The sequence below is a fragment of the Xanthomonas sp. NCPPB 4037 genome, from assembly GCF_041475695.2.
Lineage (GTDB): Bacteria > Pseudomonadota > Gammaproteobacteria > Xanthomonadales > Xanthomonadaceae > Xanthomonas > Xanthomonas campestris.
In genome coordinates this window covers 1,017,516-1,034,544 of the sequence record NZ_CM191261.1, presented here as the reverse complement: position 1 = coordinate 1,034,544, position 17,029 = coordinate 1,017,516, and the positions used below count along the sequence as shown (strand labels likewise).

At 66.8% G+C, this 17,029-nt stretch carries 15 protein-coding genes; 10 read left to right on the top strand and 5 right to left on the bottom strand.

The window, feature by feature from the left end; genetic code table 11:
- Nucleotides 1-4: 4 nt before the first annotated feature.
- The 7 genes from ACCQ01_RS04510 (at nucleotide 5) to ACCQ01_RS04480 (ending at nucleotide 7,413) form a co-directional block, all read left to right on the top strand.
- Nucleotides 5-607, top strand: a complete 603-nt coding sequence (locus ACCQ01_RS04510; protein WP_011036013.1) for an ABC transporter ATP-binding protein — start codon at nucleotides 5-7, stop codon at nucleotides 605-607.
- Nucleotides 604-3,087 carry an ABC transporter permease gene (locus tag ACCQ01_RS04505; RefSeq protein ID WP_228431571.1) on the top strand — a complete coding sequence of 828 codons (2,484 nt, stop codon included), beginning with the start codon at nucleotides 604-606 and terminating at the stop codon, nucleotides 3,085-3,087. The genes ACCQ01_RS04510 and ACCQ01_RS04505 overlap by 4 nt, the downstream gene beginning before the upstream one ends.
- Nucleotides 3,088-3,257: 170 nt before the next feature.
- A complete protein-coding gene (locus tag ACCQ01_RS04500) occupies nucleotides 3,258-4,160 on the top strand; it encodes a TauD/TfdA dioxygenase family protein (RefSeq protein WP_228431570.1) in 903 nt (300 codons plus the stop codon).
- A 46-nt stretch (nucleotides 4,161-4,206) separates the two neighbouring features.
- Nucleotides 4,207-5,250: an ABC transporter substrate-binding protein gene (locus tag ACCQ01_RS04495; protein WP_115539682.1), complete on the top strand. Its 1,044-nt coding sequence runs from the start codon at nucleotides 4,207-4,209 to the stop codon at nucleotides 5,248-5,250.
- A 3-nt stretch (nucleotides 5,251-5,253) separates the two neighbouring features.
- A complete protein-coding gene (locus tag ACCQ01_RS04490; protein WP_011036009.1) occupies nucleotides 5,254-6,093 on the top strand; it encodes an ABC transporter ATP-binding protein in 840 nt (279 codons plus the stop codon).
- The gene (locus ACCQ01_RS04485; RefSeq protein ID WP_070691935.1) at nucleotides 6,090-6,971 is read left to right on the top strand and encodes an ABC transporter permease; all 882 of its coding nucleotides are present in this window, start codon (nucleotides 6,090-6,092) and stop codon (nucleotides 6,969-6,971) included. Before ACCQ01_RS04490 ends, ACCQ01_RS04485 begins: the two co-directional genes overlap by 4 nt.
- An 88-nt stretch (nucleotides 6,972-7,059) precedes the next feature.
- Nucleotides 7,060-7,413, top strand: coding sequence for a DMT family protein (locus ACCQ01_RS04480; RefSeq protein WP_011036007.1), 354 nt, complete (start codon nucleotides 7,060-7,062; stop codon nucleotides 7,411-7,413).
- A 332-nt stretch (nucleotides 7,414-7,745) separates the two neighbouring features.
- Here the strand turns inward: ACCQ01_RS04480 and ACCQ01_RS04475 are convergent, their stop codons facing one another.
- The 5 genes from ACCQ01_RS04475 to ACCQ01_RS04455 all read right to left on the bottom strand — a co-directional run bounded on the left by ACCQ01_RS04475 (nucleotide 7,746) and on the right by ACCQ01_RS04455 (nucleotide 13,426).
- On the bottom strand, nucleotides 7,746-8,669 hold the full coding sequence (locus ACCQ01_RS04475; protein ID WP_228423945.1) for a DUF6607 family protein: 924 nt from the start codon (nucleotides 8,667-8,669) through the stop codon (nucleotides 7,746-7,748).
- Between the two features lie 28 nt (nucleotides 8,670-8,697).
- A complete protein-coding gene (locus tag ACCQ01_RS04470; protein WP_228431569.1) occupies nucleotides 8,698-9,339 on the bottom strand; it encodes a ChuX/HutX family heme-like substrate-binding protein in 642 nt (213 codons plus the stop codon).
- Nucleotides 9,340-9,344: 5 nt separating this feature from the next.
- Nucleotides 9,345-11,594 (bottom strand): TonB-dependent hemoglobin/transferrin/lactoferrin family receptor, encoded by a 2,250-nt coding sequence (locus ACCQ01_RS04465; protein ID WP_228431568.1) that lies wholly within the window; start codon nucleotides 11,592-11,594, stop codon nucleotides 9,345-9,347.
- Between the two features lie 144 nt (nucleotides 11,595-11,738).
- Nucleotides 11,739-11,978, bottom strand: coding sequence for a hemin uptake protein HemP (gene hemP / locus ACCQ01_RS04460; RefSeq protein ID WP_172666304.1), 240 nt, complete (start codon nucleotides 11,976-11,978; stop codon nucleotides 11,739-11,741).
- Nucleotides 11,979-12,457: 479 nt separating this feature from the next.
- On the bottom strand, nucleotides 12,458-13,426 hold the full coding sequence (locus ACCQ01_RS04455; protein ID WP_228431567.1) for a potassium channel beta subunit family protein: 969 nt from the start codon (nucleotides 13,424-13,426) through the stop codon (nucleotides 12,458-12,460).
- A gap of 468 nt (nucleotides 13,427-13,894) precedes the next feature.
- Here ACCQ01_RS04455 and ACCQ01_RS04450 point away from each other — a divergent pair, with 468 nt between their 5' ends.
- The 3 genes from ACCQ01_RS04450 (at nucleotide 13,895) to ACCQ01_RS04440 (ending at nucleotide 16,487) form a co-directional block, all read left to right on the top strand.
- Entirely contained in the window at nucleotides 13,895-14,077 is a 183-nt protein-coding gene (locus ACCQ01_RS04450; protein WP_228431566.1) for a hypothetical protein, read from the top strand.
- Nucleotides 14,078-14,151: 74 nt separating this feature from the next.
- Complete coding sequence (locus tag ACCQ01_RS04445; RefSeq protein ID WP_011036001.1) at nucleotides 14,152-15,450, top strand: NupC/NupG family nucleoside CNT transporter; 1,299 nt, start codon at nucleotides 14,152-14,154, stop codon at nucleotides 15,448-15,450.
- An 80-nt stretch (nucleotides 15,451-15,530) separates the two neighbouring features.
- The gene (locus ACCQ01_RS04440; RefSeq protein ID WP_011036000.1) at nucleotides 15,531-16,487 is read left to right on the top strand and encodes a ribokinase; all 957 of its coding nucleotides are present in this window, start codon (nucleotides 15,531-15,533) and stop codon (nucleotides 16,485-16,487) included.
- The last annotated feature ends 542 nt before the right edge of the window (nucleotides 16,488-17,029 follow it).

The following is a 17,029-nucleotide window of genomic DNA, read 5'->3' as shown; positions in this document are numbered from 1 at the left end:
CAGCTTGACGGTCAGTGAAGGCGACAGTATCGCCATCGTCGGCGCCTCGGGGTCAGGCAAGACCACCCTGCTCGGCCTGCTCGCCGGGCTGGACCTGCCCAGCCGCGGCAGCATCGCGTTGGCCGGGCAGGACCTGGGCCAGCTCGACGAGGAGGCGCGCGCGGCCCTGCGCGCCCGCGAGGTGGGCTTCGTGTTCCAGAGCTTCCACCTGTTGCCGGCGCTGACGGCCGAAGAAAACATCGCACTGCCACTGGAACTGGCCGGGCGCGAAGATCCGGCGCGGGTGCGCGAGGTGCTGCAGGCGGTCGGCCTGAGCGCGCGTGCGCGGCATTACCCACGCCAGCTCTCCGGCGGCGAGCAGCAACGCGTGGCACTGGCGCGCGCGTTCGTGGCCAAGCCGCGCATTCTGTTTGCCGATGAGCCCACCGGCAGCCTGGACCAGGCCACCGGCGCGCAGATCAGCGACCTGCTGTTCGCGCTCAATGCCACTAGCGAGACCACGCTGGTACTGGTCACCCACGACATGACCCTGGCGCAACGCTGCCGTCACATCTACCGCATCGATGGCGGGCGCCTGCACGCGCAGCAGCCCGGCGCGGCGGCATGAACGTCCTCAAACAGGCCGCACGTGCGGTGCGCCGCGAGTTTCTGGCAGGCGACCTGCTGACCGTCTTTGCCGCGCTGGTGCTGGGCGTGGCGGTGATGACCGCCGTGGGCACGCTGGTGGACCGCGTCACACTGGCGCTGACCTCCAGCGCGGCCGAGGTGCTGGGCGGCGACCTGGGCGTCACCGGGCGCCAGGAGATTCCCGCCTCCTTTGCCGACGAAGCGCAGCAGCGCGGGCTGCAGACCACCCGCCTGGTCAGCTTCCCCAGCGTGTTGTTCCATGGCGAGTCCAGCCAGATGGCCAACATTCGCGGCGTCGGCGCCGGGTATCCCCTGCGCGGCGAGCTGCTGGTGTCCAAGGACGCGGCCGGCAAGCAAGCGCAGGCATCTTCGGCACCGCCGCCGGGCCAGGCCTATGCCGATCCGCGCCTGCTCGACGCGCTGGGCCTGCGCGTTGGCGAACAGCTGGAATTTGGCGCCGGCCATCTCACCATCACCGGCGTGTTGCGTGCCGAACCCGACGCCTCCGGCGAGCTGATGCAGCTGTCGCCGCCGTTGCTGGTCAACCGCGCAGATATCGATCGCGCCGGACTGCTCGGCCCGGGCAGCCGCGCCTCCTACCGGTTGATGTTTGCCGGTACGCCGCAAGCCATTGCCGACCTGCGCGCCTGGCTCAAGCCGCGCGCCAGCGAATACCGGCTGGTGGGCATCGAAGACACCCAGCGCGGCATGCGCGCCGCGTTCGACAGGGCAGGCCGTTTCCTGGCCCTGTCGGCGTTGCTGGCGGTGTTGCTGTCGGGCGTGGCAACCGCGCTGGCAGCGAACCGGTTTGCGATGCGCCGCATCGACACCGTGGCCGTGCTGCGCTGCCTGGGTGCGCGCCAGCGCGACATCCTGGCGATGCTGTCGCTGCAGTTGCTGTTGACCGCGATCCCCGCCTGCCTGGTGGGCATCGGCCTGGGCATGCTGGCGCAGGAAGGCCTGGTGCAGGCACTGGGCAGCCTGATCCCGAACCGGCTGCCACTGCCGCAGGCCAACCCGGCCCTGGCGGGCGCGGGCATCGGTTTGGTGCTGCTGCTGGGCTTCGGGCTGCCACCGCTGCTGCGGCTGCGCAATGTGCCGCCGATGCGCGTGCTCAACCGCAGCTTTGCCGCGGTGCCGCCGAGCTCCTTGCTGGTCTATGCCGCTGCGTTGGCGGCGACCCTGGCGCTGACCGTCTATGCCACCGGCAACCTGGTGCTGGCCGGCTGGGTGTTAGGCGGATTGGCGGCACTGGCCGTGGTGGCGATGCTGCTCGGCCTGGGCCTGCTGGCGGCGCTACGGCCGATCCAGCACCGCCTGCGCGGCGCCTGGAAGCTGGGCCTGGCCTCACTGACCCGGCGCCGCGGGCTGAGCGTGGTGCAGCTGGTGGGGCTTTCGCTGTCGTTGTGCGCGCTGTTGCTGCTGGCCGTGGTCGGGCCCGGCCTGCTCGGGCAATGGCGCGACCGCCTGCCGGTGGACACGCCCAACTACTTCCTGATGAACATCCAGCCCGAACAGACCGAACCGGTGCTGCAAACCTTGCGCAGCCTCGGCGTGGAAGGTGCAGCGGTGGAGCCGTTTTCAACCGGGCGCTTGGTGGCCATCAACAACAAGCCACCGCTGCGCGGCGATCGCGATCCGCAGGACGATGGCGACGGCGACAACCGCCCGGTGAACTTCTCCTGGCGGCACGCCTTTCCGCCGGCAAACACGCTATTGCAGGGGAAATTCTGGAGTGCCGACAGCACGGCGCCGGAGGCCTCGGTGGAAGAAGGCTGGGCGCAGCGCTACCAACTCAAGCTGGGCGACCGCATCACCTTGTTGCTGGGCGAACAACAGCGCAGCTTCACCGTGACCAGCATCCGCAAGGCCGATTGGGATTCGTTCCGGGTCAATTTCTTCCTGCTACTCAACCAGGGCGCCGTGGGCGATGCGCCATACAACCTGATTTCCAGCTTCCACCTGCCGCCGGGCAACGCGCCCAAGCTGGCCACGCTCAGCCGCGATTACCCGAACATCTCGGTGCTGGATATCGACGCCATCCTGGGCCGGGTGCGCGAGGTGATCGACCAAGTGGCGCAGGCGGTGCAATTGGTGATGGGCTTCAGCCTGCTGGCCGGCGTGCTGGTGTTGCTGGCGGCCTTGCAGGCCACCGCAGGCGAACGCCGTTACGACAGCGCCGTGCTGCGCACGCTGGGCGCACGGCGCGGCCAGTTGCGTGGTGCGGTGCTGGTGGAATTCGGTGCACTGGGCCTGCTGGCGGCGCTGCTGGCAGTCACGGCCGCGGCGGTGATTGGTGCAGTGGTCGGGCAGCAAGCGTTCGAGATCGCGCTGACTCCGGATTGGCCACGTCTGCTGATTGGCGGCGCGTTCGGCCTGGCGCTGAGCCTGCTCGCCGGTTGGTCCGGGACGCGGCGCATTTTGTCCACGCCACCGGCGTTGGCCTTACGCACGCAGTAATACCCCGGCGGACACGGACGCACCGCGCGCGCGTCCGCCGGTGCTGCATATATCCGCAGTGCATGACGAAGTTGCCAATGGTTGGTTCGCAGCCTGGCAACGACTGCCTAGAGTGAGGTGTCTGGTCGCCGGCATGCCGGCGGCCCTTCATTGCCTCCGAGGTGTTCGTCATGGCCAGTGCCACATCCGCAGCGCGCGCGCCCACACCACACAGCCACGCGTCCGGCGTGCAGATTGTGCCCTTCGATGCGCCCCTGGGTGCGGAGGTCATCGGCCTGGCGTTGTCGCAGCCGCTGGATGCAGACACGTTCGCGCGCATTCACCGCGCGCACCTGGACCACCACGTGCTGGTGTTCCGCGATCAACGCATCACCCCGGCGCAGCAGGTCGAATTCAGCCGGCGGTTCGGCCCGTTGCAGATCCATGTGCTGCGCAATTTCCAGCTGCGCGGGCATCCGGAAGTGCTGGTGGTGTCCAATATCAAGGAAAACGGCCAGCCCATCGGGCTTGGTGATGCCGGGCATTACTGGCACTCGGATCTGTCGTACAAGGAAACGCCGAGCCTGGGCTCGCTGCTGCACGCGCAGGAGCTTCCGGCCGAGGGTGGCGACACCTTGTTCGCCAACCAGCATCTGGCCTGGCAGACCCTGCCCGACGCACTCAAACGCGCGGTGGAAGGCCGGCATGCCGAGCACAGTTATCTTGCCAAATACGAGGAACTGCGCGCGCGCAATCCGTGGCGCCCGGCGTTGACGGCCGAGCAGATTGCCGAAGTCACACCGGTGCAGCATCCGATCGTGCGCACGCACCCGGAAACCGGCCGCAAGGCGCTGTTTGTCAGCGAACACTTCACCACCCGCATCGTCGGCTTGCCGGACGACGAAAGCCACGCGTTGCTGCAGGCGCTGTTTGACCACAGCACGCGCGACGCGCTGGTGTATCGCCACCGCTGGCAGCCGCACGACATGGTGTTCTGGGACAACCGCTCGGTGATGCATCTGGCTGCCGGCACGCCAGACCATCTGCGTCGCCGGCTCAATCGCACCACTATCGAAGGCGATGTGCCGTTCTGAACTGCACGCACGCCGTTTCCCTCCCCCTTGCCCACTGGAGCGTCGCATGCGCTTGACCGTTATTGGTGACGCCACCCCGCATCGCCGCAAGACACCCCTCTTGGCCTGGCTGCTGCTGGCCGCGTTGCCGCTGCTGCACAGCGCGCACGCGCAGGCCGAAGGAAAACTGCGCATCGCCAAGCAGTTCGGCATCGTGTATCTGCTGCTGGACGTGGCGCAGGACCAGAAGCTCATCGAGCAGCAGGGCAAGGCCGCCGGCGTGGACATCGATGTGCAGTTCCTGCAGCTGTCTGGCGGCGCGGCCGTGAACGATGCCTTGCTCACCGGGTCGATCGACATCGCCGGTGCCGGCGTCGGCCCGTTGTTCACGATCTGGGACCGCACCCGTGGCCGCCAGAACGTGCGCGGCGTGGCGTCGCTGGGCAACTTTCCGTACTACCTGATCAGCAACAATCCGCGTATCAAGAGCATCGGCGACTTCACGCCACAGGACCGCATCGCGGTGCCGGCCACCGGCGTGTCGGTGCAGTCGCGCTTCCTGCAGCATGCCTCGCAACAGCGCTGGGGCGACAAGGGCACCCATCAGCTCGATCCGCTGCAGGTGGCGTTGCCGCATCCGGATGCGGCGGCGGCCATTATTCGTGGCCGTACCGAGATCACCGCGCACTTCGCCAGCCCGCCGTTTCAGGAGCAGGAACTGGCGCGCAACCCGGCCGCGCATATCGTGACCAGCTCCTACGACATCGAAGGCGGCCCATCGTCGGCCACGGTGCTGTACGCCACCGAAAAATTCCGCCGCGACAACCCCAAGACCTATCGCGCCTTTGTCGCTGCGCTGGATCAGGCGGCGAAATTCGTCACCGCGCATCCGGAGCAGGCCGCCGACATCTTCCTGCGCCGCAACGGCTCGGGCATCGACCGCGCGCTGGTGCTGCAGATCCTCAAGGACCCCAAGGTGCAGTTCACCGTGGTGCCGCAAAACACGTTGAAACTGGGCACCTTCATGCAGCGCAGCGGTGCGATCAAGCAGGCGCCCGCCAAGGTGGGCGACTACTTCTTCGACGACCCGTTGATCGCGGGCGGGAGCTGAGTGATGACCACCGCCGCGCCACTGCTGCAGGTCGATAACGTCAGCCTGGAATACGCCTCCGCGCAGCGCGTGGTCCGTGCCACGCATCGGGTGCGTTTCGACGTGCACGCGGCGGATCGCTTCGTGCTGCTTGGTCCGTCGGGCTGCGGCAAGTCCACCTTGCTCAAGGCGGTGGCCGGCTTCGTGACGCCGCGCGAAGGCCAGATCCGGCTGGATGGCGCAGCCGTCACCGGACCGGGGCCGGACCGGGTGGTGGTGTTCCAGGAGTTCGACCAACTGGCTCCCTGGAAGACCGTGCGCGAGAACGTGGTGTTCGGCCTGCGCGCCACCCGCACGCTGTCGCGCGCTGAAGCACGTGAGCGCGCCGACGAGAGCCTGGCGCAGGTGGGATTGACCGGTTTTGCCGATGCCTACCCGCACACCTTGTCCGGCGGCATGAAGCAACGCGTCGCCATTGCACGTGCGCTGGCGATGCGCCCGCGCGTGCTGCTGATGGACGAGCCGTTCGCCGCACTGGATGCGCTCACCCGTGCACGCATGCAGGAGCAGGTGCTGGAGTTGTGGGAACAACTGCGCTTCACGCTGCTGTTCGTCACCCATTCCATCGAGGAAGCATTGGTGGTGGGCAACCGCGTGCTGCTGTTGTCGCCGCATCCCGGCCAGGTGCGAGCCGAACTCAACGCGCATGCGTTCGGCCCGCAGAGCGCCGGCAGCGTGGCGTTCCAGCAGACCGCGCAGCGCATTCACCGGCTGTTGTTCGATCTTCCCGATGCCGCCCTGGACGATGCCAAGGTGGCGCCGCTGCGCAGGCCGGCCGTGCGTCAACGCGAGGCCTTGCCATGAGCACGCGCAGCACGGCGTTGCCGGCCACCCCGCCGGTGCGGCCGGAATACGAAATTGCGCTGCAGCCGCTGGATCCGGCGCTGCTGCAGGTGCATGCACAGGCGCGCTGGCAGGCGCCTGGCTGGTTGCGCAAGGCGCTGGTGCTGGCGGTGCTGGTGGCCGCCTGGTACGTGGCCGCGCGCGTGGTGGCCGACGATCTGATGCTGCCAAGCCCGTGGCAGACCGCGCAGGCGTTCTACACCGGCGTGCTGTCGGGCGAATTGCTGCGCCGGGTCGGCACCTCGTTGCGGGTGCTGGCACAAGGCTACGTGGTGGGCGTGGTGCTGGCCTTCGTGCTGACCGCACTGGCCGCCTCCACGCGCTGGGGTCGCGATCTGCTGGGCACGCTGACGGCCATGTTCAATCCGCTGCCGGCGATCGCCTTGTTGCCGCTGGCGCTGCTGTGGTTTGGCCTGGGCACCGGCAGCCTGGTGTTCGTGCTGGTGCATTCGGTGCTGTGGCCGCTGGCGCTGACCACCTACGCCGGGTTCCAGGCGGTGCCGGACACCCTGCGCATGGCTGGCCGCAACTACGGCCTGCGCGGCCCGCGCTACGTGGTGCAGTTGCTGATTCCCGCTGCCCTGCCGGCGATCCTGTCCGGGCTGAAGATCGGCTGGGCATTTGCCTGGCGCACCCTGATCGCCGCCGAGCTGGTGTTCGGCGCCACCTCCGGGCAAGGCGGACTGGGCTGGTACATCTTCCAGAACCGCAACGAGCTGTACACCGACCGCGTGTTCGCCGGCCTAGCCATGGTGATCGCGCTGGGGCTGCTGGTGGAGGGCGTGGTGTTCCAGGCGATCGAACGACTGACCGTGCGCCGCTGGGGCATGCAACGCTGAACCCTGCTGTGGCCCAGGCCGGCATGGTCGCGTGCGCTTAACGAGGCTGGCTTATGCTGCCGGCCCCGTCCTGCCGCCGCCTGCCGTCATGCCTACCGCGCCCTTCACCGCCTACCTGTATCCGATCCTGCTGCTGCTCGCCAGCAACGTCTTCATGACCTTCGCGTGGTACGGGCATCTGAAGTACAAGAGCACGCCGCTGATGATCGCGATCCTGGTCAGCTGGGGCATCGCCTTCTTCGAATACTGCCTGCAGGTGCCGGGTAACCGCCTGGGCAGCGCCGTGTATTCCGCGCCGCAGCTCAAGGGCATGCAGGAAGTGATCACCCTGCTGGTGTTCGCGGGGTTCTCGACGTTCTACCTGGGCCAGTCGTTGAAGTGGAACCACTGGGCCGCGTTCGGGCTGATCCTGGTCGCAGCGTTCTTGATGTTCAAGGAATAAACCCGTCTTGCACGTAGGAGCGCGCTTGCGCGCGATGGGCGGTTCTCGGGAATGCCGCTCGCGCGCAAGCGCGCTCCTACGACAGCTGCATGCCTGGTTGGCGATGCACGCCTGGTTCGCTGGTTCCACCCCACTGTGTGAGCACTACATCGTTGCAGTGAAACCACTGGGCCGCGTTCGGGCTGATCCTGGTCGCAGTGTTCTTGATGTTCAAGGAATACACCTGCCTTGCACGTAGGGGCGCGCTTGCGCGCGAGGGGCCGTTCTCGGGAATGCTGCTCGCGCGCAAGCGCGCTCCTACGATACCGGCATGTTTGATTCGCGCTGTGTGCCTAGTTCGCAGGTTCCACCCATTGCGTGAACACCGCATCGATCTGCGCATCGGTGACGCGTTTGCCGCCCTGCACCGTCTCGGCCTGTTCGAACATCGGCATGATCATTGCCATGCCGTCCGGCTTGGTTTTCAGATGCAGGCCCGGCGGTGTGTCGAGGAACTTCGCCCAACGCGCACGCACCTTTGCCCAGTAGCCCTGCGTGCCCTTCCAGTATGCATAGGCCGGTGCGAAGTCCACTTCGGTGGTCTTGCGGTAGTCGTTGAAACCGAACTCGCGGGCGATGGCTTCCTGGCTGCCGTCGGGCTTGCGCAGCACCTTGGTGTTGAACTGTTCGTGGGTCCAGCCGTTGGGCGTGAGCGTGTGCCGGTTGATGACCGACAACGCGTTGTAGTCGCTGCGTTTGGTGTATTCGCGGCGCGGCAACGGGCGCCAGCTCAGGTCGCTGGTCCAGGTGGGATGTCCCTCGGCATAGTCCCAACGGCCAGTGCCGCAGTAGCGCGGGGCATCGCTGACCTCGAACACGCATTGCGTCCACGCTCCCTGTGTCACGGCTGCAGGCAGCGCGCGCACCTGCCAGGTCTGTTCGGCGCTGAACTCGAAACGCTGGGGTGCTTCATAGGTCCAGTCCTGCCGCCAGTGCTTGGTCACATGCTTGGTTTTCTCGTCCACCAGCAGATGCTGCAGCACCACCTTGCGCGGCGAATCCTCCACCACGATGACCACTTCGTTGGCGCCACTGCGCATCGCCGAGGCGCGTTCGTAGCCCGGCTTGAGCAGCACGGTTTCGTCGAAGGCAAAGTCCACGGCGTACTCGCCCTGCATCGCCAGGATGCTGGCACGGTCACGCTGGGCATCGGCGGCAGCCACCAGCGGCAACAGGGCCAAGGCCGCGGCAAGATAACGGGGAAACGCTCGGATCATCGGAAGGCTCGTCTGTAAAGGGTGAACGTCAGCGGCGCAGCCGCAACAAGGAGGCCGTCATGGCCTGCGGATCACTGCCGTTGCCCGGCGCAGTGGCGCTGGCAGCAGCATGGCGCAGGGCGGCGGCGCGTGCGCAGCAGCAATCATCCACCGCCACGCGGCCGTCGATGCCTTCTTCGCGCGCCAGGCGTGCGGCCACTTCCGCGCCGAGCGCAGAGACACTGGCCAACGTTGCGCCGAGCGGGCGATCGCGGCTACTACCGGCATGCAGCCGCAGCGCGCTCAGCCGCCAGCTGTCGCCACGCATTCGCCCGGCCAGGCGCCGCCACAGGCGCTCGCCCACGCCTAGCTCCTGGCCGTCGATCGGCAATGCCGGCAACCGCGAGACCAGCCGATCCCAGGCCAGAAAATCGCTGTCGGGCAGCAGGCACAGGCGCCAGCAGCTGCTGCCGCCGGCATCGAAGAACCAGATGCTTTCGCGCAGGCCATCGCTGTCGACCTGGCGGAATGCTGCCGCCGACACCGCATGCTGCCAGCCATCGCGTTCATCGCCGAGCGAAGGGCGATAGACGCACAGCACCGTGCCCAGGGCCATCAGCTGCCGCGGCTGCGGCAAGGCACGATGGGCAGTGCGCGCATGCGCGATCGGCAATGAGTGGGCGATCGGCATGGCGGCTACCAGCTCACGGCGAGGCTGACCGAGGCGGTACGCCCGGCGCCGGTGAAGCGATCGAGCACCGTGCTGCTGTCCAGCGTACCGTTGGGCAGCGCGTTCCAGTCGACATAGCGGCGATCGGCGAGATTGAAGATGCCGGCGGTGACCTTGGCACCCGGCGCGAATTCCCAGTGGCCCATCAGGTCCAGCGTGGCGTAGCCGGCGGGCGTGTAATAGCTGGCCAGTTGCGGGCGGCGCTTGCGCGCCACGAAGGTACCGATCACTTCCGCACCCCAGCGCTCGCTGTCGAACGCCACGCCCAGCGTGCCGCGCACTGGGTCGACCGAATTGAGCGGCGTGTCGTCGGTGAGGTTGTCGCCTTGCGAATACGCCACCGCGCTATTGACCGACCAGCCCTGCCAGCCGGCCAGCGCGCCCAGGTCGACACCGGCACGCGCCTCGGCACCCTTGATCACCACATCGTCCACGTTGCGCGACTGGAACATCAGCAAGCCTTCGGCGTTGACGCCGGCCGGTGCATAGGATTCGATGAAGTTGCGGTAATCGGTGTAATACACGCTGACCCCGAGGTAGCCGACGGTGTCATTGAAGCGCAGGCCCAGCTCGCCACCGCGGCTGGTTTCCGATTTCAGGTCCGGATTGGCGATGGCGGTGTAGCGCGCCTGCAGATTGGTGAAGCCGATATTGACGTCGTTGTACGGCGGCGCGCGAAACCCGTGCGCATAGTTGGCATACGCCGACCACGCATCCGAGAACCGCCACACCGCGCCGAACTTGGGTGACACCTGCTGCTCGTCGATGGTTTCGGCGGCCACGCCCGGATTGTCCTGGCGGAAGATGTCATCCACCCGCGGCGACAGCCGGAAATAATCCACGCGTACGCCAGGAATCAGCGACAACCGCCCCTCCCGCAGCCGCATTTCGTCCTGCGCGTACACGCCCAGCTTGGTGGTCTCGCTCATCGGGAAATCGCGCACCGGGAACAGGTCCTGCCCCACCAGCTTGCTCACCGCACCGTTGGCCAGGTTGAGCGAATACCCATCGCGCTTCTCGCGGGTGTCGGTCCAGGAGCCTTCCAGCCCGTAGGTGATGTCGTGCCGCAGCGTGCCGGTGTCGATCGCCTTGTGCGCATTGACCAGCAGGCCGTAGACGCGTTGGTCGAAGTGATGTTCGTTGTGCCGGCGCGTGGTGTTGCCGCGCAACTCGTCGGTGCGCTGCAGGCTTGCGCTGTCCTGGCGGTAGAGCTGCCAGAACAGGTCGTCGGCGAGCGCGGTATCCAGCGCATCCAGTTCGTGGCGCAGCGACACCCGCGCGCGGGTCTGATGGTCGCGGCCGTCCTGCGACAGGATGCGTTGCGATGCGCTGGGGCTGCGCGCATCGATACCGCTGAACGCCTCGATGCGGCCATAGTCTTCATTGCCCTCCACGGTGAGCTTGAAGCGTTGCTGCGCGTTGGGCGCGTACACCAGCTTGCCCAGCACGCTGCGGCCGTCGACCTGCTGCGGATTGGGTGCGGTGCGGGTGTAGTTGCGGGCGCGGTTATCGCCCTGGTTCTGCGCTTCCTGGCCCTGGCGATGGCTCACCGCGACCATGCCGCTCCAGCGCTCGCCACCGAACGCGCCGGTGGCGCCGGCGAACAGGCCGTTCCAGTCGCCTTCGTAGCCGAACTTCAATCCCACATAGCTATGCTTGTCGGCGCTGAGGTAATCCGACGGATCCTTGGTAACGAACGCCACCACACCGCCCAGTGCATCGGAGCCATACAGCGAACTGGCCGCCCCCCGCACCACCTCGACCCGCTTGAGCGTTTCCAGGTCCACGAAATTGCGGTTGGCGTTGAGATAGCTGCCGAAATTGAAGGTGTCCGACACCGGCACGTTGTCGACCAGGATCGCCACGCGGTTGCCATCCAGACCGCGGATGCGCACGCCGCTGGCGCCGGTGAAGCGCCCGCTGGTGCTGGTGACCGACACGCCAGGCGTGTAACGGAACAGATCCTTGAGCTCGCGCACCAACTGGTTGTCCAGCTGCTCGCGGTCGATCACATCCACGGTGCCCGGCACCTCCACCAAGGCGCGCTGGGTACGCGTGGCGGTGACCTGCAAACGGTCGAAGTCATGCACGTCGCGCGCCGCGGCAGCGCCGGCATCGGCATCGGCATCGGCATCGGCTTCGGCGGCAATGGCGCACAGGGGAACAACGGGCAGCGCCAGTGACAGCGCAACCACCAGCGGATGCAGGCGGATCATCGGTAACCTTTGGGAGAACCCTCGGCCACGCAGACGGCAATCGCCGCGACCGTTAGCCGAGGGGGGGAGAGAACGCACGGACGGCGATGGCAACGCCCGCGGCAGGCAGCGGAAGGCGCGCGCGGGCGCGGCCTTCGCCGGGACTTACTTGGTCAGGATCAGCTTGTCGTTGCTGGTATGGCGCAGGCGATAGATGCGGTCGCCATGCTGGATCAGCACTTCGCGACGGCCCTTGAGCAGCGCCTCGCTACTGATGAGGTCTTCGGCGGGAACGGCACGCGGCGCAGCGCGGTCGCGCAGGTTGACCGGTTCGGAGCGGAGCAGCACGGGGTGAGCGGTCATGATCTGGATCTCCAGTCGGTTGGCCAGACAAATAATAACCATTCTCATTTATTGATCAAGAGCCATTCTCATTTGAATGGCCAGATCTTTGCATTGGCTCATGCTTTTCGATTGGAATTATCAATCGAAACTCGGCATCTGGCGTGCATGTGCGCAGCGAGGCGCATCTCGTATGCCGCATCAGGCTTGCGGCGACGAGCCGCTGCGTGGCTGGCAGCGGCTCAGGCAATGAACTATCGCCGGAGCTGGCTTCCCTGCGGTCATGGTCGCGCACTACGGCAACGATGGACTGCTTGCCATTAATGGGGCGCGCAGCGCTCGCACCAGCTGACCGGCGCAGCCGCTCAGCGCCGGGTCTGCGGGCGGAGTTAGGTAGGCGCCGGAGGCCACGCATGCGTCCAAATCCGACCTGGGCGGCACCATGCGCTCGAAGCCGCGGCCAGGCCGTTCCGGAAAGAACACCCGCTGGCCGAGACGCCCAAAACCGCCACCAAAGGCTGCGATGTCCCAGCCGTGCCGCTTCACCGCGTGGCCGCGTCCACCTGCGCCCAGCCGGCGGCATCTACCTGCTCCAGGGTCTGCAATGCGGCCAGGTTTTCTTCGAGCTGCGCGACCCGGCTGGCGCCGAGGATCACCGTGGAGACATGCGGGTTGCGCAGGCACCAGGCGATCGCAAGCCGCGCCGGCGACTGCCCCAGCTCGGCCGCCACGGCGCTGAATGCACGCGCGCGCTCGAGCCGCCGGCTTTCCGGTGTACCCAGCACTTCGTCCTGCAGCCAGGCATTGCCGGGCTGGCCGAGGCGGCTGTCGGCATCCACGCCGACGTTGTACTTGCCGGTCAACAGACCAGAGGCCAACGGCGACCAGATCGTGGTGCCCAGGCCGGCCTCGCACAGCGGCGCGTATTCCTGCTCCAGGCGGCTGCGGTGCAGCAGGTTGTACTGCGGCTGTTCCATCGCCGGCGCATGCAGGTGTTCGCGCGCGGCGATCTCCAGCGCAGTGCGCAGCTGCGCGGCGCTCCACTCGGAGGTGCCCCAGTACAGCACCTTGCCCTGGCGGATCAGCGCATCCATGGCGCGTACGGTTTCCTGGATCGGGGTGTCCGGGTCGGGCCGGTGGCAGAAGTACAGGTCCAGGTAATCCACCCGCAGCCGGCGCAACGCGGCATGGCAGGCGTCGGTGACGTGCTTGCGCGACAACCCGCGCTGGGTGGGCCGCGGGTCGTCCACCGCACCGAAGAACACCTTGCTGGACACGCAGTAGCCATCGCGCGGCAGCCGCAGGTCGCCGATCACATCGCCCATGACCTCCTCGGCGCGCCCGCGTGCATAGACCTCGGCGTTGTCGAAGAAATTGACCCCGTTGTCCCACGCCGCGGCGATCAGGTTGCGCGCCTCGCTGCGGCCGATCTGCTTGCCGAAGGTGACCCAGGCACCGAACGACAAGGCCGACAATTGCAGCCCGGTGGATCCGAGACGACGGTAATGCATTGGCAGACTCCAGCAGCCTCCGGCGCACCGCGCCCCGGACCGGCGTGCGCAGTGTAGGAGATGGCGTTGGATTGGGGATTGGGGATTGGGGATTGGGAATTGGGGATTGGGGATTGGGGATTGGGAATTGGGGATTGGGAATTGGGAATTGGGGATTGGGAATTGGGAATTGGGAATTGGGAATTGGGGATTGGGAATTGGGAATTGGGAATTGGGAATCGGGAATCGGGAATCGGGAATCGGGAATCGGGAATCGGGAATCGGGTGCAGCGTTGCAGCTTGGTGGCGAGCCAGACAGGCACGTGACGAGACGGCGCTGTCCGAAATGTGGGGCGTCTGCGGCGGCAGGGCGAACGCAGCCCGCATGTGGGTCCGGGTTGCACGCATGCGCGGCTGCCGGCACCCACCTCCACTTGTTCCAGGCGCCCCCCCCCCGGCGCTTCAAACGTATTTCGCTCAGTTGCGCGCATGCTCCGCTCACTCGAATACGCGGCGCTCTTGGAGGCCATCAGCGCGCCGCATTCCCCCTTCACGCCACGCGCCAGCATCCGCAGCGCACCGGCCGATTTGCGCACGGCCGTCGGCACTGCGGCATCGCGCGCGATCGCCCTGCCCGATGCGCCACGCTCTGCGGCCGGCGGCGGCGTCTGAACACCCCTCGCCTTGCCCACCGACACCCCCTGCTCTAGGCTTCCCGTTTTGCCGTCAGCAGCCCGGGGATTGGAATGGTCGAAGGTTTGGGGAGGATCGGGTTCGGCCTGTTCGGTCTGGTGGTGCTTATCGGCATTACCTGGCTGTTTTCGACCAACCGCCGTGCGATCGACTGGAAGCTGGTCGCCACCGGCCTGCTGTTGCAGATCTCGTTCGCCGCGCTGGTGCTGCTGGTGCCAGGCGGACGCGACGTGTTCGACTCGCTGGGCAAGGGGTTCGTGAAGGTGCTGAGCTTCGTCAATGAGGGGTCCACCTTCATTTTCGGCAACCTGATGAACATCGACAGCTACGGCTTCATCTTTGCGTTCCAGGTATTGCCCACCATCATCTTTTTCTCCGCGCTGATGGGCGTGCTCTACCACCTGGGCGTGATGCAGGTGATCGTGCGGGCGATGGCGTGGGCGATCACCAAGGTGATGCGCGTGTCCGGCGCCGAAACCACCAGCGTGTGCGCCAGCGTGTTCATCGGCCAGACCGAGGCGCCGCTGACGGTGCGCCCGTATATCCCGAAGATGACCCAGTCCGAGCTGCTGACCATGATGATCGGCGGCATGGCGCACATCGCCGGCGGCGTGTTGGCCGCGTACGTAGGCATGCTCGGTGGCAGCGACCCGGCGCAGCAGGCGTTCTATGCCAAGCATCTGCTGGCTGCCAGCATCATGGCCGCGCCGGCAACGCTGGTGGTGGCCAAGCTGCTGGTGCCGGAAACCGGCACGCCGCTGACCCGCGGCACGGTCAAGATGGAAGTGGAAAAGACCACCAGCAACGTCATCGACGCGGCCGCGGCCGGCGCCGGCGATGGCCTGCGCCTGGCGCTGAACATCGGCGCGATGCTGCTGGCCTTCATTGCGCTGATCGCGCTGATCAACGCACCGCTGACCTGGCTGGGCGAGATCACCGGCGCGGCCGCCGCGCTGGGCCGCCCGACCAACCTGTCGACCATCTTCGGCTACGTGCTCGCACCGGTAGCCTGGGTGATCGGCACGCCGTGGGCGGACGCGACCACGGTCGGTTCGCTGATCGGGCAGAAGGTGGTGATCAATGAGTTCGTCGCCTACACCGAGCTGTCGCAGATCGTGAAGGGCCAGGTGCCCGGCGTGCGTCTGAGCGAGGAAGGCCGGCTGATCGCCACCTACGCGCTGTGCGGCTTCGCCAACTTCAGCTCGATCGCGATCCAGATCGGCGGGATCGGCGGCCTGGCACCGGAACGCCGTCACGATCTGGCCAAGTTCGGCCTGCGCGCGGTGCTCGGCGGTTCGATCGCCACGTTCATGACCGCTACCATTGCCGGGGTGCTGTCGCACTTCGGGTGAGGCGGCGCCGGTTCATCGGCGTGCCGGTCTAATCACTGCACGCCACGTGTCATCTTAGTCATTCAAGCAAGCAGGTATTTATGAGTTCGGTCGTCGTTGTCGGGTCCTTCAATGTCGATCACGTGTGGCGCTGTGATGCCCTGCCCGCGCCGGGCGCCACCATCGCCGGTCGCTACAGCACCGGTCCCGGCGGCAAGGGGTTCAACCAGGCGGTTGCAGCCGCACGTGCCGGCGCCAAGACGCACTTCCTGTGCGCGCTGGGCGACGATGCCGGCGGTGCACTGGCGCGTTCGCTGGCCGCGCAAGATGGGTTTGCGCTGATCGCCGAGCCCAGCAATGAGCCCACCGGCACCGGCGGCATCTATGTCGATGCCCATGGCCGCAACACCATCGTGATCGGTGCCGGCGCCAATTCGGTGCTGAGCGCCGGGTTTGTCGACAACCAGCGCGCGCTGGTGACCTCGGCACGCGTGCTGCTGGCGCAGCTGGAATCGCCGGCAGAAACAGTGGAATCGGCGCTGGCGCTGGCTCGCGAATGCGGTGTGCTCACCGTGCTCAACGCCGCGCCGGCCAACGCGCCGACCTCGATCAGCCTGCTCAAGCTCTCCGACGTGCTGACGCCGAACGAAACCGAATTCGCCGCGCTGCTCGGCCGCCACGTTGGCGAGCGCATCAACGCCGACGATGTGGCGGCGCTGGACGGCAATACGCTGCATTCGCTGTGCCGCAAGCTGCTGCCCGGCGGCACCGTGGTGGTGACGCTGGGCGCGGTGGGCGCCTTCATTTCGCACGCCGAAGAACAGCTGCGCGGCGACACCCAGGCGCATTACCGCGTGGGCGCGGAAAGCGCGCAGACGGTGGACACCACCGGTGCCGGCGATGCCTTCAACGGCGCGCTGGTGGCCTCACTGGCGCACTCGCCCAACGCCTCCTTTATCACCCACGTGCGCTTTGCCACGCGCTACGCCGCACGCTCCACCGAAGTGGAAGGTGCCGCGACCTCGATGCCACGCATGGTGCCCGAACCGGCGGTGTGAGCCGCAAGGTTGAGGCAACCGACGAAGGCGACCGCAGCGATGCGGTCGCCTTTTGCGTTCAGGGCGTTGGCCTGCATGTTAGAGACTGTTTTTGATTGGCGAACGGCATGTTGAGACCTGTCTGCCGACGGATGCTGCGAACCGCGCTCCCAGCGGAACTTCGGTCTTCTTCCTCGGACAGTCGCTCGGGTAAGGAGGCGAGGCATGATGCAGCGTCGGGCGCCCGTACCCTCATCCGGCGCTGACGCGCCACCTTCTTCCGAGGGGAGAATGATGGAGAAGCCCCTCTCCCCTCGGGGCGAAAAGGCGCTGCTTACGCGCCAGTGGCGCGTGTGCCTTGGAGCGCCCGCGCCACAAGCGAGGGCAGGGGCGCGAAGCGGGGGTTGGGGTGAGGGTACGACGGAAGACAGTCAACTCCACAGCACAGCTGGAGTGAGGTACGGCCAACCAATACTCCCGCCACTGTCGTCCTCTACACGTCGCACTTTGCCAATCACGCCGACATCGCTCGAACGACTCCTAGCGATCGCTCAGGCCGAAGC